At 62.9% G+C, this 21797-nt stretch carries 18 protein-coding genes; 9 read left to right on the top strand and 9 right to left on the bottom strand.

Annotated elements, in window-relative coordinates:
• Positions 1–61 precede the first annotated feature (61 nt).
• The 9 genes from urtE to MA04_RS07825 all read right to left on the bottom strand — a co-directional run bounded on the left by urtE (position 62) and on the right by MA04_RS07825 (position 13097).
• Complete coding sequence (gene urtE / locus MA04_RS07785) at positions 62–757, bottom strand: urea ABC transporter ATP-binding subunit UrtE (RefSeq protein WP_262460022.1); 696 nt, start codon at positions 755–757, stop codon at positions 62–64.
• A 33-nt stretch (positions 758–790) separates the two neighbouring features.
• Complete coding sequence (gene urtD, locus MA04_RS07790; RefSeq protein WP_262460023.1) at positions 791–1621, bottom strand: urea ABC transporter ATP-binding protein UrtD; 831 nt, start codon at positions 1619–1621, stop codon at positions 791–793.
• The gene (urtC, locus tag MA04_RS07795) at positions 1608–2774 is read right to left on the bottom strand and encodes an urea ABC transporter permease subunit UrtC (protein WP_262460024.1); all 1167 of its coding nucleotides are present in this window, start codon (positions 2772–2774) and stop codon (positions 1608–1610) included. Before urtC ends, urtD begins: the two co-directional genes overlap by 14 nt.
• Positions 2774–4390 carry an urea ABC transporter permease subunit UrtB gene (gene urtB, locus MA04_RS07800; protein WP_262460025.1) on the bottom strand — a complete coding sequence of 539 codons (1617 nt, stop codon included), beginning with the start codon at positions 4388–4390 and terminating at the stop codon, positions 2774–2776. The genes urtC and urtB overlap by 1 nt, the downstream gene beginning before the upstream one ends.
• A 95-nt stretch (positions 4391–4485) precedes the next feature.
• On the bottom strand, positions 4486–5784 hold the full coding sequence (urtA, locus tag MA04_RS07805; RefSeq protein ID WP_394356144.1) for an urea ABC transporter substrate-binding protein: 1299 nt from the start codon (positions 5782–5784) through the stop codon (positions 4486–4488).
• A 48-nt stretch (positions 5785–5832) separates the two neighbouring features.
• Complete coding sequence (locus MA04_RS07810) at positions 5833–6573, bottom strand: GntR family transcriptional regulator (protein WP_262460026.1); 741 nt, start codon at positions 6571–6573, stop codon at positions 5833–5835.
• Positions 6570–10226, bottom strand: a complete 3657-nt coding sequence (uca, locus tag MA04_RS07815) for an urea carboxylase (RefSeq protein ID WP_262460027.1) — start codon at positions 10224–10226, stop codon at positions 6570–6572. The genes MA04_RS07810 and uca overlap by 4 nt, the downstream gene beginning before the upstream one ends.
• A gap of 12 nt (positions 10227–10238) precedes the next feature.
• The gene (gene atzF, locus MA04_RS07820; RefSeq protein WP_262460028.1) at positions 10239–12020 is read right to left on the bottom strand and encodes an allophanate hydrolase; all 1782 of its coding nucleotides are present in this window, start codon (positions 12018–12020) and stop codon (positions 10239–10241) included.
• Between the two features lie 174 nt (positions 12021–12194).
• Complete coding sequence (locus MA04_RS07825) at positions 12195–13097, bottom strand: LysR family transcriptional regulator (RefSeq protein ID WP_041717285.1); 903 nt, start codon at positions 13095–13097, stop codon at positions 12195–12197.
• A gap of 124 nt (positions 13098–13221) precedes the next feature.
• Between MA04_RS07825 and atzD the strand changes: the two genes are divergently transcribed.
• The 9 genes from atzD to hpxZ are packed head-to-tail and all read left to right on the top strand — an operon-like array spanning position 13222 to position 21795.
• Entirely contained in the window at positions 13222–14304 is a 1083-nt protein-coding gene (gene atzD / locus MA04_RS07830; protein WP_163123335.1) for a cyanuric acid amidohydrolase, read from the top strand.
• 25 nt (positions 14305–14329) lie between these two features.
• A complete protein-coding gene (locus tag MA04_RS07835; RefSeq protein WP_163123338.1) occupies positions 14330–15439 on the top strand; it encodes a BMP family ABC transporter substrate-binding protein in 1110 nt (369 codons plus the stop codon).
• A 3-nt stretch (positions 15440–15442) separates the two neighbouring features.
• Positions 15443–16558 (top strand): ABC transporter permease, encoded by a 1116-nt coding sequence (locus MA04_RS07840; RefSeq protein WP_262460029.1) that lies wholly within the window; start codon positions 15443–15445, stop codon positions 16556–16558.
• Positions 16551–17471, top strand: a complete 921-nt coding sequence (locus MA04_RS07845) for an ABC transporter permease (protein ID WP_014993111.1) — start codon at positions 16551–16553, stop codon at positions 17469–17471. Before MA04_RS07840 ends, MA04_RS07845 begins: the two co-directional genes overlap by 8 nt.
• 11 nt (positions 17472–17482) lie before the next feature.
• On the top strand, positions 17483–18505 hold the full coding sequence (locus tag MA04_RS07850) for a formamidase (protein ID WP_262460030.1): 1023 nt from the start codon (positions 17483–17485) through the stop codon (positions 18503–18505).
• A 5-nt stretch (positions 18506–18510) separates the two neighbouring features.
• Positions 18511–19200, top strand: a complete 690-nt coding sequence (gene biuH, locus MA04_RS07855) for a biuret amidohydrolase (protein ID WP_262460031.1) — start codon at positions 18511–18513, stop codon at positions 19198–19200.
• A gap of 2 nt (positions 19201–19202) precedes the next feature.
• Positions 19203–20732, top strand: a complete 1530-nt coding sequence (locus tag MA04_RS07860; RefSeq protein ID WP_262460032.1) for an ABC transporter ATP-binding protein — start codon at positions 19203–19205, stop codon at positions 20730–20732.
• Entirely contained in the window at positions 20726–21403 is a 678-nt protein-coding gene (locus tag MA04_RS07865) for a cysteine hydrolase family protein (protein ID WP_163123353.1), read from the top strand. The genes MA04_RS07860 and MA04_RS07865 overlap by 7 nt, the downstream gene beginning before the upstream one ends.
• Entirely contained in the window at positions 21400–21795 is a 396-nt protein-coding gene (gene hpxZ / locus MA04_RS07870) for an oxalurate catabolism protein HpxZ (protein ID WP_163123356.1), read from the top strand. Before MA04_RS07865 ends, hpxZ begins: the two co-directional genes overlap by 4 nt.
• The last annotated feature ends 2 nt before the right edge of the window (positions 21796–21797 follow it).

Consider the following 21797-nt stretch of genomic DNA (forward strand, 5'->3'; position numbering starts at 1 on the left):
GCGAGTCCATCCGATTACAGCGGCTTCGTAGTTTGGTCTGTGGGAATTGTTTTAGTCTCCCTTAGACAGTCAGATACTTCTTCACTAATGCATCATTGAGTTCCCCAACTGCCCCTTCCGCCACGTTACGGCCACGGTCGAGGATGGTGAAGCGGTCGGCGGTGGCGCGGGCGAAGTGGAGTTTTTGTTCCACCAGCAGCACGGTGAGGCCTTCTTCCCGGTTCAGGGTTTTGATCACGCGGCCGATCATGTCGACGATGTTGGGCTGAATGCCTTCCGTGGGTTCGTCCAGAATCAGCAGTTTCGGGTCCAGGGCCAGGGCGCGGCCGATGGCCAGTTGCTGTTGCTGGCCACCGGACAGGTCGCCGCCACGGCGGTGACGCATTTCGTGAAGCACGGGAAACAGTTCATAGATCCGTTCGGGGATTTTGCGCTGGCGATCCGGGCGCGCCTGCAGGCCGGTTTCCAGGTTCTCTTCCACGGTCAGTAACGGAAAGATCTCCCGGCCTTGGGGGACGTAGCCGATGCCGGCACGGGCGCGGTCCTCGGCGGCTTTCTTGCGCAGGTCCTGGTCGAGAAAGCGGATCTCGCCGGATGCCGAAGGCAGCAGGCCCATGATGGTTTTCAGCAGTGTGGTTTTACCGACGCCGTTGCGGCCCATCACGCACAGGCACTCGCCTTGTTGCACGGACAGGTCCAGATCCCAGAGCGTATGGGATTCGCCGTAGTATTGATTGATGCCTTTCAATGACAGCATGAGCGTTCCTGTTCATTGGTATGGGGCGGAGCGTTACTCGCCCAAATACACTTCGATCACTTTCGGGTCGTTCTGCACGTCCTGCATCTTGCCTTCGGCGAGGACGCTGCCCTGGTGCAGTACGGTGACGGTGCTGGCGATGCTGCGGATGAATTCCATATCGTGTTCCACCACCACCACGGAATGCTCGCCGGCCAGTTGTTGAAGCAGTTCGGCGGTGCGCTCCACTTCCTGTCGGGTCATGCCGGCGATGGGTTCGTCCACCAGCAGTAGTTTCGGTTGCTGCATCAGCACCATGGCGATTTCCAGCCATTGCTTCTGCCCGTGGGACAGCGCGCCGGCCACATGGTCGTGCCGGTCCAGCAGGCCGACGGTGTTCAGGGTGGCGGCGATGCGGTCGCGCTGTTCGCCGTTGAGCGGATGCACCAGGGTATGCCAGGTGGTTTTTTGGCCGGCCATGGCCAGCTCCAGATTTTCCGCCGCAGTGTGTTCCGGAAACACGGTGGGCTTCTGGAATTTACGGCCGATACCGGCGCCGGCGATTTCGGTTTCGCTCATGCGGGTCAGATCGAGGGTCTGGCCGAAGAAGCAGGTGCCCTGGTCCGGCCGGGTCTTGCCGGTGATCACGTCCATCATGGTGGATTTGCCGGCGCCGTTGGGACCGATGATGCAGCGCAGCTCGCCGGGTTCGATGTACAGGGTCAGGTCGTTCAGGGCTTTGAAGCCGTCGAAGCTGACCGTGATGTTCTCCATGTACAGCAGGTATTTGCCGCCGGTGTCCAGCTCGCCCGGTTTGATGGTGCGGGTACCGGGGCGGACCACATCGAACACACGATCACGGCGAAAGGTGTCACGCAGGTTCATGGGGCGCCTCCGGCTGGTCGTCGTTGGCGGTGCCGTTGCTATTGTTACCATCACTTTTGCGCAGGCGCTGACGGACGTTATCCGCCAGGCCCACCAGGCCACGCGGCAGGAACAGGGTCACCGCCACGAACAGGCCCCCCAGGGCGAACAGCCAGGCTTCCGGCATGATGCCGGTGAACACGGTCTTGCCGTAGTTGACCAGAATGGCGCCGATCACCGCGCCATACAGAGTGGCGCGGCCGCCCACCGCCACCCACACCACCAGTTCGATGGAGTTGAGCGGTGAGAACTCGCCGGGGTTGATGATCCCCACTTGAGGTACATACAGGGCGCCGGCGATACCGGCCAGTACCGCGCTCAGGGTGAAAATCCACAGCTTGTAGTGCTCGGTGCGATAGCCGAGGAAGCGGGCGCGGGACTCACCGTCGCGAACCGCCATCACCACCCTGCCCATGCGGGAGCCGGTAATGTAGCGGCACAGTACGAAGGCCAGTGCCAGGGCAATGGCGGTGGCGATCAAGAGAGCCACCCGGGTGCTGTCCTCGCGCAACGAAAAGCCGAGAATGTCCTTGAAGTCGGTGAGGCCGTTGTTGCCGCCAAAACCCAGTTCGTTACGGAAGAACGCCAGCATCAACGCGTAGGTCAGCGCCTGGGTGATGATCGACAGGTACACTCCGGTGACGCGGGAGCGGAACGCCAGCCAGCCGAACACGAACGCCAGCAGCCCGGGCACCAGCGCGATCAGCACCATGGTGAACAGAAACGAATGGGAGCCGAGCCAGTACCAGGGCAGTTCCTGCCAGTTCAGAAACACCATGAAATCCGGCAGCACCGGGTTACCGTAGACGCCGCGATCGCCGATCTGGCGCATCAGGTACATGCCCATGGCGTAACCGCCCAGGGCGAAGAAGGCGCCATGGCCGAGGCTGAGTATGCCGCAGTAGCCCCAGACCAGATCCAGGGCCATGGCCAGCAGCGCGTAACACAGATACTTGCCGAGCAGCGTGACCGTGTAGCTGCTCACATGCAGCCCGGAGTCCGCCGGGATCAGCTGATTCAACAGCACCACCAGGGCCACGGCGCCGAACAGGATGCCGATGAACCAGCGGGCGGCACGGTCGGTCAGGGCGGTTTTCAAATCCGAATGTCTCATTATTCCTCCGCGGCCCGGCCGCGCTGCGGGAACAGACCGCGCGGTTTACGTTGAATGAACAGGATGATGAACACGAGCACGAAGATTTTCGCCAGCACCGCGCCGGAAACCGGCTCCAGCAGTTTGTTGGCGATACCCAGGCTGAAGGCCGCGGTGAGCGTGCCCCACAGATTGCCGACGCCGCCGAACACCACCACCATGAACGAATCGATGATGTAGGCCTGGCCCAGGTTGGGGCCGACGTTGGTGAGCTGTGCCAGCGCCACGCCAGCGACACCGGCGATGCCGGAGCCGAGCCCGAAGGTGAGGGCGTTGATGCGGTCGCTGCGGATACCGAGGCCGCGGGCGGTTTGCCGGTTCTGACTGACCGCGCGCACTTGCAGGCCCAGCCGGGTTTTCTTCAGCACCAATAGCAGGCCGAGGAACACGGTAAGAGCGAAGGCGATGATGTAGAGCCGGTTAAAGGTCAAGGAGAACACCGGATTGATCTGCCAGGCGCCGCTCATCCACTCCGGCGTGACCACCGAGCGGTTCAGCGGCGAGAAGATCACCCGCACGGCTTGTTGCAGGATCAGGCTGATGCCGAAGGTGGCGAGCAGCGTTTCCAGTGGGCGTCCGTAGAGATAGCGGATCACGAAGCGTTCGATCAGAACGCCGACAAAACCGGAGATCAGAAACGCCGCCGGTATGGCCACAAGCAGGGACCACTCATGGCCCTGGGGAAAAATCTGTTGTACTACGAAGGTGGTGTAGGCTCCGAGCATGATCAGCTCGCCATGGGCCATGTTGATCACGCCCATGACACCGAAGGTGATGGCCAGGCCGATGGCGGCCAGCAGCAGTACCGAACCCAGACTGAGGCCGAAGAACAGCGTATCGGCGGTCTGGTAGCGGGCGGTACGGGCGTCGATACGCTTTAACGCGGTTTCCACCGCTTTGCGCTCACTGGGCGCGTCACTGTCGAGGCGGCTGCGCAGGGCATTGCGCACCGTCGGTTCAAGGCTGCCGGACAGGGCTTCAATGGCGTTGAGGCGCGCATTCAGGTCGCTGTCCTCGGAATACAGGGCGGCGGTGTTCAGTGTGGTATCGATGGCCGCCGCCACCGAGGTATTGTCTTCCCGTGCACGCCGTTCACGCAGAGCGGCCAGCAGGTCGGGATCCTTGGTACCGATCAGGCTGATGGCGGCCGCCCGGCGCAGGGTGGCGTCCGGGTTGTTGAGGCCGACCACCGCTTGCAGATTCTCGATCTGCCGGCGCAGACGGTTATTGATGGTAATTGGCGCGGCGGCCCGTGACTCCACCGTGCCGAGGTCCGCTTCACTGAGCGGGTCATGGAGTTGCCAGCCGCCGTCGGCGCGCTCGCCGAGCACGATGCGGTCGTTGGCACGGTCCAGCAACAGGCGCCGGTCTTGCAACGCTTTGAGCAGCGCATCCGCCCGGGGATGGCCGGAATGAGCCAGCGCATCAATGGCGGCGGCTTTGTCGTCGAAGCTGCGGCTGCGCAGTTGCTGCAGCACCTCTTCTATATCGGTTGTCGGTTCAGTGGCCGGCGATTCGGCCTGAGCCACACTCGTCAGACACAATAGGGCGAGTGCGAGCGCGAAAACCCTGAGCATGGTGGCTCCTCATTGCATAAGCGTCGGAGGCCGGGGACCGGCCTCGACGGCGTTTCCCATGGTGCATCCCTTTTTTTGGGGGACAACGGAAACGATTACTGCGCGGCCTGACCGCCGCAGGTTTTGGTTTTGCTGTTGTAGTTGCCGCAGTTGATCGGTTTGGTCCAGTCAGCGATCAGGTCCTTGGAGCCGGGCAGGAAGTCGGACCAGGCATCGCCGGCCACCAGGCCGTCGGTCTGCCAGACCACGGCGAACTGGCCGTCGTCCTGGATCTCACCGATCAGAACCGGTTTGGAGAGATGGTGGTTTTTGTTCATCACCGCGGTACCGCCGGTAAGGTTGGCGGTGCTGATGCCGATCATGGCGTCGGCGACTTTGTCGGTGTCGGTGGACTTGGCTTTCTCCACCGCCTTGGCCCACATGTTGAAGCCGATATAGGTGGCTTCCATGGGGTCGTTGGTCACTCGTTTGTTGTCACCGATGTAGTCGTGCCATTGCTTGATGAAGCTGTTGTTCTCGTCGGTGTAGACGCTTTGGAAATAGTTCCAGGCGGCCAGGTGGCCGACCAGCGGGCCGGTGTCGACACCGGACAGTTCCTGCTCGCCGACGGAGAACGCCACCACCGGAATGTCGGCGGCGTCGATGCCCTGGTTCCCCAGTTCCTTGTAGAACGGCACGTTGGCGTCACCATTGATGGTGGACACCACCGCGGTCTTCTTGCCCTGGCTGCCGAATTCCTTGATGCGGGAAACGATGGACTGCCAGTCGGAGTGACCGAACGGGGTATAGTTGATCATGATGTCCTCGTCGGCCACGCCTTTGCTTTTCAGGTAGGCTTCGAGGATCTTGTTGGTGGTGCGCGGATAAACGTAATCGGTACCGGCCAGCACGAAGCGTTCGGCGCCCAGATCGTCGATCAGATAGTCCACCGCCGGAATGGCCTGCTGGTTCGGTGCCGCGCCGGTGTAGAACACGTTCTTGGAGGACTCCTCGCCTTCATACTGAACCGGATAGAACAGCAGGCCGTTGAGTTCCTCCACCACTGGCAGCACGGACTTGCGTGATACCGAAGTCCAGCAGCCGAAGATAACGTCGACTTTTTCCTTGCTGATCAGCTCACGGGCTTTTTCCGCGAACAGTGGCCAGTTGGAAGCGGGATCGACCACCACCGGCTCCAGCTTCTTGCCGAGCAGCCCGCCTTTCTTGTTCTGTTCTTCCACCAGCATCAATACGGTGTCCTTGAGCGTGGATTCACTGATCGCCATGGTGCCGGACAGTGAATGCAGAACCCCCACCTTGATGGTGTCGGCGGCATTGGCCAGGGCCGACAGTGACAGCGCACCGGCGGCGAGCCCGGCCTGGGCCAGTCGTTGCCAACGTCTTTTCATGATCATGGTTTTCCCCTCTGTATCATTGCCGATTGAAGTGCCAGGTTGTGCGCATCACGCTCCGGCTCGGGAGCCGGAGGTGGGCGCGGGCAGGGCATCGCCGGTATCTCCGCTACCTTGACGCCGTGCCTCGTAAAGCATGTGCAGGGTGATTTTGCGAACCTCGTTGCGGCTCGCCTCGATGTGCGCCTTGAGCATGATCTGCGCCGGTTCCACCCACCGGTGCAGAATCGTCTCGAGAATCGCGTGATGCTCGTCGTAGGTGGCATCGATGCGCGCGCGCTTGGTGAAGTCCAGGCGGCGAATGATGCGCAGCCGCTCGGTGATGTTTTGATGGATGCGAGTCATCTCGCCGTTGCCGGCGGTACGCACCAGTTCGCTGTGGAAATTCTCGTCCAGATTGAGCACGCCGCTGATATCCCGCAGCCGCTGGTCCTCCGGTACACTCCACAGGGCCATCAGGGGTTGCAGCGTGTCGGCCAGATTCTCCAGCTCGCAGAGCCGGCGCACCGCCGCGCATTCCAGCACGGTGCGAACGTCGTAAAGTTCTTCGAAATAATGAAAATCGAAGGGCTTCACCTGCCAGCCGTTACGCGGGGAAACTTCCACATAGCCTTCCCGCTCCAGCCGGAACAGGGCCTCCCGCACCGGCGTGCGCGAGGCGCCGGTACGTTGCGCCATTTCGTTTTCGCTGAAGCGGTCGCCGGGCAGCAGCCGGAATTCAAAGATGTCGTCCTTGATGTCCTGATAGACCTTGTCGGCCAGCTGCTTGCCACGACGCGGGGACGAGATCATGCGGCGCTCTCCGTATCAATGACCGCCACCGGATCACCGGCGTTGATCAGGGTGCCGGGCTTGCAGTGCAGGCCGGTGACGGTGCCGGCGGCGCTGGCGGTGATGGCGAATTCCATCTTCATCGCTTCCACCACCACCAGGGTTTGCCCGGCTTCCACCTGGGCGCCTTCTTCCACCAGCAGCTTCCAGACGTTGCCGCTGATCTCGGCGCTGACCACATGGCCGTCGAGATCGCCGATTTCCACCTTGTTGCCCAGTAGCGCGGATTCCACCGCCGCGTCCTCGTCCTGCCAGCGCTGCACTTCGGCCTGGTAAGCGCTTTGCTGGCGCTCGCGGAACGCTTCCATCTCCGGTTCGATGCTTTCCAGGAAGGCGCGGTACTCCGCCAGGCTGAACGGTTCCTCGGTGATTTCCACCTGCAGGCGGCCTTCGCGGAAAGCGTCGCGCATTTCCCCCAGCTCCGCCTCGCTCACCGGGTAGTAACGCACCTGATCGAAGAACTTCAGCAACCAGGGCTCTCCGGGTTTGAATTGCGGGTTCTTCAGATGCTTGTTCCAGATCGGCAGGGTGCGGCCCACCAACTGATAACCGCCGGGGGAGTCCATGCCGTAGATGCACATGTAGACGCCGCCGATGCCGACGGTGCCTTCGGCGGTGTAGGTGCGGGCCGGGTTGTACTTGGAGGTCATCAGGCGATGGCGGGGATCCACCGGCACCGCGCAGGGCGCACCCAGATAAACGTCGCCGAGACCAAGCACCATGTAGCTGGCGTCGTAAACGATACGTTTGACCGCCTCGATGGAATCCAGGCCGTTGATGCGGCGGATGAACTCCGCGTTATTGGGCAGCCAGGGGGCGTCCGGGCGGATGGTTTCCTGATAGCGTTGCACCGCGTCGAGGGTGGCGCTGTCCTCGAACGCCAGTGGCAGATGTACCACCCGGGTGGGTACCACCAGATCGTCCACGGAACCGATGGCGGCTTCCCGTTCCAGCAGCGCGGCCACCAGATTCTGCTGGTGTAACACACGGGAATCGTAGTGCACCTGCAGGCTGCGCACGCCGGGAGACAACTCAAGAATGCCGTCCACCGGTGTCGATTTCAGTGATTCCATCAAGGCGTGGACACGGAAGCGCAATGCCAGATCGAGCACGTTTTCGCCGTACTCGATCAGAACGTATTTATCGCCGGCCTGGCGGTAGGTGATGCGTGGTACATCGCCGTCCGCGTCCCGTTCCACCAGCATGGTGGGAGAGGTGGTGTCCTCCGGCATCACGGTGGGAGATGTCGGGGCCGGCGTTACCGGCGTCAGACTCTCGATGCTTTGATCCTGGGCCTGCTCCAGCGCCAGCGCCTGATCGAAGTCGATGGCGACGAAACGGATCGAATCGCCGGGCTTCAACTGTCCGACCTTCCACAGTTCGGCCTTGGCGATGGTCACCGGGCAGACGAAGCCGCCGAGGCTCGGGCCGTCCTTGGTCAGGATTACCGGGAAGTCGCCGGTGAAGTTGATCGAGCCGATGGCGTACTCGTTATCGTGCAGGTTGGACGGATGCAGCCCGGCCTCGCCGCCGTCGGTGCGCGCCCAGGTGGGTTTCGGGCCGGTCAGGCGGATACCCAGGCGGTTGGAGTTGTAGTGCACCTGATAGTCAGCGCCGAAGAAGGTATCGATGGCCTCCTGGGTGAAATAATCCGGCGCGCCGTGGGGACCGTACAGTACCTTGATTTGCCAATGCTGCGGATAGTCCGGGATCAGTGTGCCCTCCGCCGGTGACGGTTCATGCACCGGCGCCGGGGTCGGGCAGCCGGGCAACTGAGGCTGGCACAGGGACAGCACATCACCCTTGCGCAAAGTACGGCCGCCGTGTCCGCCGAACTGTCCCAGCACGAAAGTGGATTTGCTGCCCAGGTAATCGGGCACGTCGATACCATTACGTATGGCGATGTAGGTGCGGCAGCCGCTGGCCACCTTGCCGGTGACCAGGGTCTGGCCGGCACGGACCCGTATCGGTTGCCACAGCGCGACGGCTTCCCCGTCCAGGGTGGCGTCACAGGTGGCGCCGGTGAGGGCGACAATCGTTTCGCTATGGAAGTACAGAGTCGGGCCGATCAGTGTGGCTTCCAGGCCGGCGGCGCTGTCGTGGTTGCCGACGATGCGGTTGGCCAGACGGAACGCGTAATCATCCATCGGGCCGGAGGGCGGCACGCCGATATCCCAGTAGCCGGCACGGCCAGGATAGTCCTGCACCGTGGTATAGGTCCCCGGTTCCTGTACCTCGAATACTCGGGGACGATATTCGAAGGTCTCCAGATAACGAGTGGAGACGCGGCCTGCCGCCACGTTCGGGTCGATCAGAATCTGCCGCAGGTAATCCAGGTTGGTGGCAATGCCGCTGAGGCGGGTTTCCGCCAGGGCGGTCTGCATTTTCCGTAGAGCGGCCTCGCGATCGTCGGCATGGACGATCAGTTTTGCCAGCAGAGGATCGTAGTGCGGGCTGACCACGGTACCGGTGTCGACCCAGCCGTCCAGCCGCGCCGCCGCCGGAAACACCACTTCGGTGAGTTCGCCGGGGCTGGGCTGGAACGCCTTCAGCGGGTCTTCCGCATAAATACGAACCTCCATGGCGTGGCCATTGACCTGGTAGGTCTGGTCCAGCGGTGGGCGTTCCCCACCGGCCAGCATCACCATCCACGCCACCAGATCGACGCCGAAGATTTCCTCGGTGACGCCGTGCTCTACCTGCAAGCGGGTGTTGACCTCAAGGAAATAAAACTCGTCGCGCTCGTCGTCGTACACGTACTCGACGGTGCCGGCGGAGCGGTAGTTGACCGATTCGCCAAGGCAGCGCGCGCTTTCACGCAACTGTTCGCGGGTGGCTTCGGGTAGATTTGGAGCCGGGGTTTCCTCGACCACTTTCTGGTTGCGGCGTTGCAGCGAACACTCCCGCTCCCCCAACGCCAGAACGGTACCGTTGCCGTCCCCGAAAATCTGTACTTCGATATGGCGGGCCCGGGCCACGAACCGCTCCAGGAACACGCCGCTGTCGGAGAAGAAACTTTCGCCAAGCCGGCGCACGGATTCAAACGCCGCCACCAGCTCCTCTTCGCTATTACAGCGGGTCAGGCCGATGCCGCCGCCGCCGGCGGTGCTTTTCAGCATCACCGGATAGCCGATTTCCAAGGCGGCTTGCCGGGCTTCATCCAGATCCTGCAACAGCCCGGTGCCCGGTGCCAGTGGCACGCCGGCGGCTTCGGCCAGGGCGCGGGCTTCGTGCTTGAGCCCGAATTGGCGCAACTGCGTTGGCGTCGGCCCGATGAAGGCGATGCCCTCGGCGTCACAGGCTTCGGCGAAGTCGGCGTTCTCGGAAAGAAAGCCGTAACCGGGAATGATGCCGTCGGCGCCGGTTTCCCGCGCTGCCTTCAGAATGGCGTCGGTACGCAAATAGCTTTCGGCGGCGGTCTGGCCGCCCAGGGCCACCGCTTCATCGGCGGCGCTGACGTGCTGACTGTTGCGGTCGGCGTCGGAGTATACCGCCACGGAGGCGATGCCCATTTGTTTCAGGGTGCGGCAGATGCGGACCGCGATTTCCCCCCGATTGGCGATGAGCACTTTTTTCAATCCGGTTCCCTTCAACCCGTTTTCTTTCAACATCATTCCGGTCCCGTTTCAGTTTGCCGTGTTTTGCCGTTGGGCGATGTAGGCCCGCCAGCCCCCCAATGCGGTGATGTCGGTGGCGTCGTCGATGGCCCAGCCTTCGCAGATGAATCCTTTCACCAGGCGGCCATCGGCGGTTTCCAGTGAGCCGATCCCCAGCGGTGGCGGGATCAGCCCGACAAAGCTGCCAAACTCGCTGACCGGCAGTTGCCACAGTTCGATCTGGATGGCGGCGCCGTCATCGCTCTTGATCAGGCCGGGTTTCGGCGGCGTGGTATTGGCCAGGGCATAAAGGCGGTAACAGGGCGCGGTTTCGGTGGCTTCCAGCAAGACGCCGCCGCGTTCGGTAAGTTGGCCATTCAGAGGCATGCCGCTGAGGTGGGCGCCCACCACCGCGACGGTGATGTGATCGGCGTCGTCTTCGCTGGCTTGCGCGGGGGTGACTCGCGGCAGATCGCTGCCCACGGCTCCTGCCTGCCAGGGCTGATGCTGTTGCCAGCGCCGCCCGAATTCGGCCAGGGCGGCGTCGTGCCAGGCCGGGCCGATCAGCGTGATACCACAGGGCAACCCGTCCTCGCGGAAGCCGCCGGGCAGGGCCAGGGCGCATTGGTCGAGCAGATTGACGAAGTTGGTCCAAACGCCGAGTTGGCTGTTGAGACGGATCGGATCGGCGTTGACCGCGTCGATGCGATAGATGCCCGGTGAGGTCGGCACCAGCAGCGCATCCACCTGGGACAGCAGCGCGTCGGCCTGGCGTTTCAGATCCGCCAGTTTGTATTGCGCTCGGAAAGCATCGACCGCGCTCATGCCCTCGGCCACGCCGATGACATCGCGGATCACCGGCAGCAGCGCGTCCTGATTCTGCATCAAGGGTTCCGCCACGGAGTAACGCTCGGCTACCCAGGGGCCCTGATAGAGCAGGGCGGCGGTGTCGTGCAGCGCCTGCAGGTCCAGTGGCACTAATTCGGCGATGTCGGCCATGGCGCTGAGCTGCTGTTTCCAGGCCTGCTCCGCCTGAGTGTCGTCAAACCAGGGCAACTGATCGGGAATACCCAGTCGCGGTCTCGCCGGCAGGGCCTTGGGGCGTGCCGCCGGGTCCGGGCGGCTGTAGCCGTCCTCGGCATCGTAGCCGCGATACAGGTCGTAAACGGTTTCCGCATCCGCCACTGACAGGGCGAATACACTCACGCAATCCAGAGTCCGGCAAGCCGGTACCACGCCGCGAGTGCTCATGCTGCCCTTGGTGGGTTTCAGGCCGACGGTGTTGGTGAAACCGGCGGGCACACGACCGGAACCAGCGGTGTCGGTACCCAGCGCGAACGGCACTAATCCCTGGGAAACCACGGCGGCGGAGCCGGAGCTGGAGCCGCCGGTGATGTAGTCCGGATTGAACGGATTGGGCACCGCGCCGTAGGGCGAGCGCACGCCGACCAGCCCGGTGGCCAACTGATCCAGATTGGTTTTACCGACCAGAATGGCGCCGGCATCCAGCAATGCCTGTACCACCGGGGCGGTGTGTTCAGCGGTATAAGTGAAAGCGGGGCAGGCGGCGGTGGTCGGCAGACCGGCCACATCGATGTTGTCTTTCACCGCGAACGGAACGCCGTAAAGAGGCAGGGAAGGATCACTCAGCTGCTCGGCCCGGGCCACCAGATCGGACTCGTCCAGCAGGTGAATCCACAGACTCCGCTCGCTGTCACGCAGAGTCGTGTACAGCGCTTTCATTGCCGAGACCGGCGTGTAGTCTCCCGTCTGATAGGCGTCACGCCATTGTTCCAGAGTCCAGCCAAGCACGTTCGCATACCTCGTTGTATACCAGTAGGTATGCGAGTCAGTGCAAAGGCGGTGCCAACCCGGAGCCGTGCGCTATATATAGGGAAATATCGCCTATTCGCCGGTGCCGGGGCGGGGATTATCCGGGCTGTCCGTGCGCTGTTCTGGGGCGCCGGCCCCAGAAAGGGGCAGGTATCAGGAGGTTTCCTCCCGCAGACGTTGCTTCAAATATTCGGCGAAGCGCGCGGTGGCTACTGGCAGCGAGCGGGAATGCTCCATGCACAAGGTCAGGCGGCCGCGCCGCAGGCCCCGATCGGACAGTGGCAGAGCATGCATGCCGCCGGGCAGATGAGCCGGTGGCATGCCGCTTTGTATTTGAAAGCACACGCCGCCGCTTTTGATGGCGAAGTTACGCATCATCTCGAAGGAGTTGGATTCCAGCGCCGGTTCCAGCCGTAGCGAGCGGCGGGCCAGAAATTCATCCAGCAGAGCACGCCCGCCCAGTGAGGTGTCCGGCACCGCCAGAGGGTAGGCGATACAGTCGGACAGACGAACCGACTCTCGTGCCGCCAGCGGATGATCCGGTGCCACGAACGCGCAGAGCCGTTGCTCCACTTCGAGAAGCGGCCGGATTTCGGCGTCGGCCGGCGGATTGAAGACCAGGCCGATGTCCGCCTCGAACTCTTTCAGCCGGGTATGGATGTCGCCACGCCCGCAGATGTAAACGCGAAAACGGATCTTGGGGTGGCGCTGCTGAAAGGCCTCTATGGTCCTGGGCAGGAACTCGGCGGCCATGCCCTCAATGGCGGCAATGCGGACTTCCCCGCGCCGGACACTTTGCAAGTCCTCGATCTCCGAGAGCATGCGTTCCGAATCGGCGATCTGTTTGCGGGCGTAGGCGATGAACAACTCGCCGGCGGCGGTGAGCCGCACACCGCGCGGACGCCGTTCGAATAACGCCGTGCCGATTTCGTCTTCGATATCCAGGATGCGGCGATTGACCGCCGAAGACACCACGTTGAGCTGTTCCGCGGCTTTGCGAATGGAGCCGCTGCGGGCAACGGCGTCAACGTAACGGAGCAGACGCAGGTTATACATGAACGGACTCTCCGACTGAGTGATGCCGTAACGGCATCGCAATGGTGAATAAATAGCGCTGGTTTGAATCGCCGGATAAATCTTATCGTGCTCCCGTTTCCAGGCCCACCGGAGATTGCCTGTCATGAAAACCCGTGTTCACCGCTTCGCCACCGCTGCCCCGGACGATGTTTCCCCTCTGCGACGGGCGCTGGGCGAAGGCGGGATCAACGCGGAAAAGGTGATCGCGGTTCTCGGCAAAACCGAAGGCAACGGTTGCGTCAACGACTTCACCCGCGCGCTGTCCACCCTGGCGCTGACCCGGCTTTTCTCCGAGGTTCTGGGTCTGAGCGACGAGGCGGTGGCGGAACGTATTGCATTGGTCATGTCCGGTGGCACCGAAGGGGGATTGTCACCGCATATCCTGGTGTTCGAGGTGATGGATGACCCCGCGCGCTCTACGTCGCCGGGGCTGGCGGCTGGCGTCGCGTTCACGCCCGCTTTTTTGCCGGAGCAGATCGGCCGGCGGGCGCAGATCGATGCCACCGCGCAAGCGGTACGCGAGGCCATGGCCCGCGCCGGCATCGAGCGCGATGAGGACGTGCATTTCGTGCAGATCAAATGCCCGTTGTTGACCTCCGCCCGCTGTGACGAAGCGGCCCGGCGTGGTGCCGCCGTCGCCACTACCGACACCTATGAGTCGATGGCGTATTCGCGCGGCGCTTCGGCGCTTGGCGTGGCGCTTGCATTGGGAGAGATCGAGCCGGCGCAATTGCGGGACGCCGCCGTCTGTCACGAGTTCGGCCTGTACTCCGGCCGCGCCAGTACTTCCGCCGGGATTGAACTGATGCGCAATGAAATCCTGGTACTCGGTAACGCACCGGGATGGGACGCGGAATTCCGTATCGGCCATGACGTGATGGCCGATGCCCTGGACGCCGATGCCGTGACTCGCGCGCTGGCCCGGGTGCCCGGCGATGGCGCTGGTGAACTGGTGGCGCTGCTGGCCAAGGCCGAACCGTCGCGCAACGGTCTGATTCGCGGTCACCGCCACATCATGTGGGATGACAGTGATATCAACGCTACCCGCCATGCCCGGGCCCTGGTTGGTGGGGTGTTGGCGGGACGTACCGGGCATACCGCCTTGTTTGTTTCCGGGGGTGCGGAACATCAGGGGCCCGATGGTGGCGGCCCCTTGGCGGTGATTACTCGCACGCTGATTTCTTAATGATCCAATTTACGAGGTCTCTCCGATGCCAATCCTGAATCGTCGTTCTTTTATCAAGGCCGCCGGTGTGCTCGGTGCCAGCACGGCACTGCCGGTCAATCTGGCCCGCGCCGCCGACAAACCGGTGACCGTGGGTTTCATTTATGTCGGCGCCAAGGACGACTTCGGCTACAACCAGGCCCACGCCGAGGCGGCGGCGATCATCAAGGGGTTACCCAACGTCACCGTGATCGAGGAGGAAAACGTTCCGGAAACGGTGGCGGTGCAACGGTCCATGGAGGCGATGATCCGCCAGGACGGCGCCCAACTTATTTTTCCCACCTCGTTCGGTTACTTCGACCCGCATGTGATCAAGGTGGCACGCAAGTATCCGGAGGTGCGTTTCGCCCATTGCGGCGGGCTTTGGCAAAAAGGGGTTCACCCGGACAACGCCGGCAGCTTCTTCGGCTACATCGACGAGGGCCAGTACCTCAACGGTGTCGTCGCCGGACACATGAGCAAGAGCAAGAAGCTGGGGTTCGTGGCCGCCAAGCCGATCCCACAGGTATTGCGTAACCTGAATGCCTTCACGCTTGGCGCGCGTTCGGTGGATCCGGAGATCACCACCACGGTGATTTTCACCGGCGACTGGTCGCTACCGGTGAAGGAAGCGGAAGCCGCCAACAGCCTCATCGATCAGGGCTGTGATGTGCTCACCTGTCACGTCGATGGTCCCAAAGTGTTGGTGGAAACCGCGGAAAAGCGCGGCGTGATGACCTGCGGCTACCACGCCAGCCAGGCTGCGCTGGCGCCGAAAGGGTATCTCACCGGTGCCGAATGGAACTGGGAGACGCCCTACCGCGCCCACGTGATGGCTCTGCAGTCCGGAGCGCCAATGAACAACTTCATGCGTGGCGGTTTGAAGGAAGGGTTCGTCAAGACCTCGCCCTACGGGTCGGCGGTGAGTGACGCGGCCAAGGCGGCGGCGGATGCCGTCAAGGCCAGTATGCTCAAGAGCGAGTTATCCATCTTTACCGGCCCGATCAGGAACAACACCGGCGAGGTGATGGTGGCCGAGGGGACGGTGCTGACACAAACGGATGTGGTGCTGGAGAGGATGGACTATCTGGTGGAAGGCGTGCGCGGCCAGATCTGACCGATGTCGATACGTATTCCTCCCGTTGCCGCTCGCGGGCTGGCTTTGGGCCTGCCCGCGCTGCCCACGGTGTTGGCGGTGGCCACGACCGTGGTGTTGTTCTCCGTGTTTCTTTGGGCCCGGGAAATACCGGTTCTGGAAGCCGGCGCGCTGATTTATCAGGGTGCCTTCGGCTCGACGTTTTCCTGGGAAAACACACTTCTGCGCGCGGCGCCGCTGATGTTGACGGCGCTGTGCGTGGCGTTGCCGGCACGGGCCGGCCTGATCATCATCGGCGGCGAAGGCGCGCTGGTGCTGGGCGGGTTGGCGGCGGCGGTGACGCCGCTGTGGCTGCCGGCATTGCCGGCCTCGCTGATGTGGGTGGCGATGGCCGCCGCCGCCATGGCCGTGGGTGGCTTCTGGATCGGTCTCAGTGGCTGGATGCGCCAACGGCGCGGTGTCAACGAGACTATCGGCAGCCTGCTGCTTTCCTATATCGCCCTGGCGGTGTTCCGGCATCTGGTGGAAGGCCCGCTGCGGGATCCCGCCAGTCTGAACAAACCGTCCACGGCACCGTTGCCGGATGCGTACAGCGTGGGCGTGATCAGCGATACGTTCTACGTGCACTGGGGTCTGGTGGCCGGCGTGGTAGTTTGCCTGCTGGCCCATGTGCTGGTTCGCCACAGTGTTTCCGGTTTCGCCTTTTCCATTGTCGGCGGCAATGTGCGTGCCGCCCGTATGCTTGGGTTGCCGGTAAACCGTCTGGTGCTGGTGACCTGCGCGCTGGGCGGAGCCGCCGCCGGCCTTGCCGGCATGTTCGAAGTGGCGGCGGTTCAGGGCAGCGCCAACGCGGCTTTGATCGCCGGTTATGGCACCAGCGGCATTCTGGTGGCCTTCGCCGCCCGCCATAACCCGTTGGCGATCATCGTCTGTGCGATTCTGCTCGGCGGGGTCGAAGCCAGCGGCAGCCTGCTGCAACGGCGGCTGGGGCTGCCCGATGCCACCACTTTGATTCTCGAAGGCGTGCTGTTCGTCAATCTGCTGGCCTGGGAAGCGTTGAACGGCCGCGTTCTGCATTGGCGTATTCACTGGCGGGAGCGAGGCCGGGCGCCGGCCGAAGGGGTGGTGCAACATGGCTGAAATCGACTATTCGGTATTGCTGCTGGCTTTGCTGGCCGGCGCCATACGGGTGGGAACCCCGTTCCTGTTCGTCAGTCTCGGCGAATGTCTGACCGAGAAAGGCGGCCGCATCAATCTGGGTCTGGAGGGCATTCTGGTGGTGGGCGCCATGAGCGGCTACGCCGTGGCCTATCTCACCGATTCCGCCTGGCTCGGTGTGCTGGCCGCCGGTTGTGCCGGCTGCGCGCTCGGTGCTTTCCACGGCGTGATCTGTTCTCTGCCTCGGGTCAATGACATCGCCTTCGGGATTGCTCTGATCCTGTTGGGTACCGGTCTGGCGTTCTTTTTCGGCAAGGCGTTCATCCAGCCGCAGGCGCCGTCTTTGCCGTCCATCGAGCTGGGGGCATGGAGCGATGACGCCCGGGTGCGCTCCGCTCTGTCGGTGAATGTTCTGTTCTTTATCGGCGTGGCCCTGACGTTGTTGATGCACTGGGGGCTGCGCGCCACCCGTTGGGGATTGGTGCTGCGGTTGGTGGGGGATCACGCCCAATCCGCCCGGGCCCTCGGATACCGGCCGGCGCTGGTGCGCACCCTGGCCACCGCCAGCGGCGGCTTCCTGGCCGGTGTTGGCGGCGCTTATCTGTCTCTCTATTACCCCGGCAGCTGGAATGAAGGGCTTTCCAGTGGCCAGGGACTGATGGCCGTGGCACTGGTGATCTTCGCCCGCTGGCAACCACTGAACTGTTTGTGGGCGGCTTTATTGTTCGGCGCCTCCGGCGCGGTCGGCCCGGCGTTGCAGGCGGTGGGCATCAGCAGCGGCTATTACCTGTTCGCGGCCATGCCTTACGCCCTCACTCTGCTGGTGATGTACCTGTCCTGCCGACCCAATCAAACCCTCAGCGGTGCGCCCGGTGAGTTGAGTCTCAACCGATAGGAGACGATGACATGAGCAGTGGCCTTGGAGGCTTGAATAAATCCCCGAACGGTGTGGTTGTCGGCCTGGCGCAGCTGGCGTTGCCGGATCCGCACAGTCGCGACGAAGTGTGGCAACAAACACAGAACGTAATCCGGATGATCGGCAAGGCCCGGCGCAGTATGCCGGAGATGGATCTGATCGTATTCCCCGAGTACTCGTTGCACGGGTTATCCATGGACACCTCCGATGAGGTCCTGTGTTCTCTTGATGGTCCGGAAGTCAGCGCGCTGCGTGAGGCCTGCGTGGAAAACCGCATCTGGGGCTGCTTCTCGATCATGGAAGCCAATCCCGGAGGCAATCCGTTCAACAGCGGTCTGATCATCGATGATCAGGGCGAGATTCAGTTGTACTACCGCAAATTGCATCCCTGGGTGCCGGTGGAGCCTTGGGAGCCGGGCGACCTGGGAATCCCGGTGTGCGACGGCCCCAAAGGGTGCAAGCTGGCGCTGATCATTTGCCACGATGGCATGTTCCCGGAAATGGCGCGGGAGTGCGCCTATAAAGGCGCGGAAATCATGATCCGCACCGCCGGTTACACCGCGCCCATCCGGCATTCCTGGAAAATCACCAACCAGGCCAATGCGTTCTGCAACCTGATGCAAACCGCCAGCGTCTGCATGTGCGGCTCCGACGGTACTTTCGATTCCATGGGCGAAGCCATGTTCGTCAACTTCGACGGTGTACCGCTGGTGGAAGGAAGTGGTCGGGCCGATGAAATCGTCTGCTGCGAGCTGCGTCCTGATCTGGTGCGCGAGGCGCGGCGGCACTGGGGCGTGGAAAACAATATCTATCAGTTCGGCCATCGCGGTTACGTGGCGGTGAAGGGCGGCGCTGGAGACTGCCCCTATACCTACATGCACGACCTGGCCGCCGGCCGTTACCGGCTGCCGTGGGAAGAGCAGGTGGTGCACACCGACGGACGTGCTTTCGGGTTCGATGCGCCGGAACGCCTTTACTCGCCCAGCGGCGATCACGCCGACCAGAAGGATTGAATGTCATGCCACCACGTTACCTGGATTCGGAACCCTACCCGTGGCCGTACAACGGCGAACTGACGCCGGAAAATACCGTGCTGATCGTGATCGATATGCAGACCGACTTCTGCGGCGCCGGCGGTTACGTCGACACCATGGGCTACGATCTGTCGCTGACCCGGGCACCGATTGAACCGATCAAAACGGTGCTGACGCTGATGCGGGAGCAAGGATTTTGCATCATTCATACCCGCGAAGGGCATCGCCCGGATTTGTCCGACTTGCCCGCCAACAAGCGCTGGCGTTCGCGGCGCATCGGCGCCGGTATCGGCGATCAGGGACCCTGCGGCCGCATTCTGGTCCGTGGCGAACCGGGGTGGGAGATCATTCCGGAGCTGGCGCCACTGGCCGGTGAAGTGATCATCGACAAACCCGGTAAGGGGTCGTTCTGTGCCACCGATCTTGAATTGATTCTGCGCACCCGTGGCATCGAAAACCTCATCCTTACCGGTATCACCACCGACGTGTGCGTGCACACCACCATGCGTGAAGCCAATGACCGGGGTTTCGAGTGTCTGCTGCTGGAGGACTGCTGCGGTGCCACCGACGCCGGCAATCACGCCGCCGCGATCAAGATGGTGAAGATGCAGGGGGGCGTGTTCGGCGCGGTGTCGGATTCCGAAGCCCTGTTGCGAGCCCTGAATGGAGTCTGATCATGAGGGCACTGAGCCTGGAAACTCTGAGCGCGGGGAAATCCTACGGACATTTTCGCGCGCTCGATGGGGTATCCCTGAAAGTCCGTGCCGGTACCGTGCATGCGCTGCTGGGGGAGAACGGGGCCGGTAAAAGCACGCTGGTGAAAGGTCTGGTGGGCTACGATCCGCTGGACAGCGGGTCGATTCTGGTCAGTGATCGCGAGCGGCAAATTCGTGCACCGCGTGAGGCGCATGCACTCGGCATCGGCATGGTCTACCAGCACTTCACGGTAGCGCCGGGCCTCAGCGTGGCGGAGAACCTGGTGTTGTCCCGCGACGATCCGCCATTGCGAATCCGGTGGAAAGAGGAACGGGATCAACTGCGGGCGTTCATGGACGATATGCCGTTCCAATTGGACCCGGACCGTCCGGTGAGCGGGCTCGCCGCCGGCGAAAAGCAGAAGTTGGAAATTCTCAAACAGCTTTATTTACAGCGCCGTCTCATCATCCTTGATGAACCGACCTCGGTGCTGACGCCGCAGGAGGCGGATGAAGTGCTCGGGCTGATGCGGGACCTCGCTCACGCCGGGGAAGTATCGGTTCTGATGATCACGCACAAATTCCGGGAAGTCACCGCCTTTGCCGATGACGTGACCGTGCTGCGCAAGGGCGCCATGGTGGGCAGCTGCGCGGTGGCGGACACCACGGTGGAGGCGCTGTCCGGCTGGATGATGGGGCGGGCGCCAACCCATAACACCACGGTGGAGCGACCGCCGGTGAACGAGAAGGCCGAACCGTGCCTGTGTGTCACGGATATGGTGGCGCATAACGACAAGGGCGTTGAGGCGGTGCACCGGGTGTCCCTGTCGGTGCGCCCTGGGGAAATCGTCGGCATCGCCGGTATTTCCGGCAATGGCCAGAAAGAGCTTACCGAGGTGCTGCTCGGGCAGCGTCAGGCGGAGAGCGGATCGGTTTTCATTAACGGCCGCCCCTACCATGGCCGACGTGAGGAAATGCTGCGGGAGAAAGTACACAGCCTGCCGGAGGAGCCTTTGCGCAATGCCTGTATCGGTACCATGAGCGTGGCGGAGAATCTGGCGTTGCGGCAGTTTGATCAACCCGCGCTGTGCCGTTGGGGTTGGTGGATCAACCGGGCCGCCATCGACAAACAGGCCGGTGAGCGTATCGAGCGCTTCCAGGTCAGCCCGGCGGACCCGGCGCGTCCGATCCAGACTCTTTCCGGTGGCAACGTGCAACGGGTGGTGCTGGCGCGGGAACTGACCGAGGAGGTGGCGGTGCTGATCGTATCCAACCCGGTGTTCGGCCTCGATTTCGCCTCCGTGGCGATGATCCACCAGCGTCTGCTGGAAGCGCGCAATCGTGGCGCCGGAGTGTTGCTGCTGAGTGAAGACCTGGATGAGCTGCTGGAGCTGGCGGACCGGATCCTGGTGATCCATGACGGCCACATCAGCTACCAGACCCGCGCCGCCGACGCCAACCGGGTTGAACTGGGACGTCACATGGCCGGCGTGGAGGCGGAGGCATGTTGAGCGTCACCGCGAAGCCGGATGCTTTTCCCCTCGACCCTGGTCACTGCGCCTTGGTGGTGATCGATATGCAGCGGGATTTCATCGAACCTGGCGGGTTTGGCGCGGCGCTCGGCAATGATGTGTCCCGGCTGGCGCCGGTGGTGCCGAGAGTGGCGGCGCTGCTGGCGCTGGCCCGGGATCAGCGGCTGACGGTGATCCATACCCGTGAATCGCATCTGCCGGATCTGTCCGACTGCCCGCCGTTGAAACGGAACAAACTGCCAGCGGGGCGCCGCATTGGCGATGACGGACCAATGGGACGGATCCTGGTGCGCGGCGAGCCCGGCAACCGGATCCTCGATGCGGTGGCGCCCGGGCCCGGTGAATGGCAGGTGGATAAGCCGGGAAAAGGCATGTTCCATGCCACCGGGCTGGATCAGCGCCTGCGCGACGCGGGTATCACTCAGTTGATTTTCGCCGGCGTCACCACCGAAGTCTGTGTACAAACCAGCATGCGTGAGGCCTGCGATCGGGGCTATGACTGCCTGGTGATCGAGGATGCCACGGAAAGCTACTTCCCCGAATTCAAAGCCGCCACTCTGGCGATGATCGTGGCCCAGGGCGGCATCGTCGGACGGTGCGCCTCACTGGACGCGTTGCGCCGGGCTTTCCAACAAGGAGTGAGTGCATGACCGGTCAGGACATCAATATTCCCTCGGTGGTGGCCGAGGTACGCGCCGCTTTCGAGGCGTATGAAGAGGCGCTGTTGGCCAACCGGCTGGCGGCGCTGGATCGGGCTTTCTGGGACGCGGAGGCAACGGTGCGCTACGGCGTTGCCGAGAATTTATACGGTGCCGGCACTATCGCTCGCTATCGGCGTCAGTGCGAGCCGGTGCCCGCCAGTCGCCGGCTGCTGAATACCGTGATCACCACTTATGGGGCCGACGCCGCCACGGTCAGCACCCAATTTCGTAACGGAGACAGTCAGCAATTGGGGCGCCAGATGCAGACCTGGATCCGTTTCGAGGACGGCTGGAAGGTGGTGGCGGCCCATGTCAGCGTGGATTTGGCGACTCTGGAATAGGG

Origin of the sequence: Alloalcanivorax balearicus MACL04, from assembly GCF_025532145.1 — a bacterium.
In the GTDB taxonomy this organism is placed as follows: domain Bacteria; phylum Pseudomonadota; class Gammaproteobacteria; order Pseudomonadales; family Alcanivoracaceae; genus Alloalcanivorax; species Alloalcanivorax balearicus.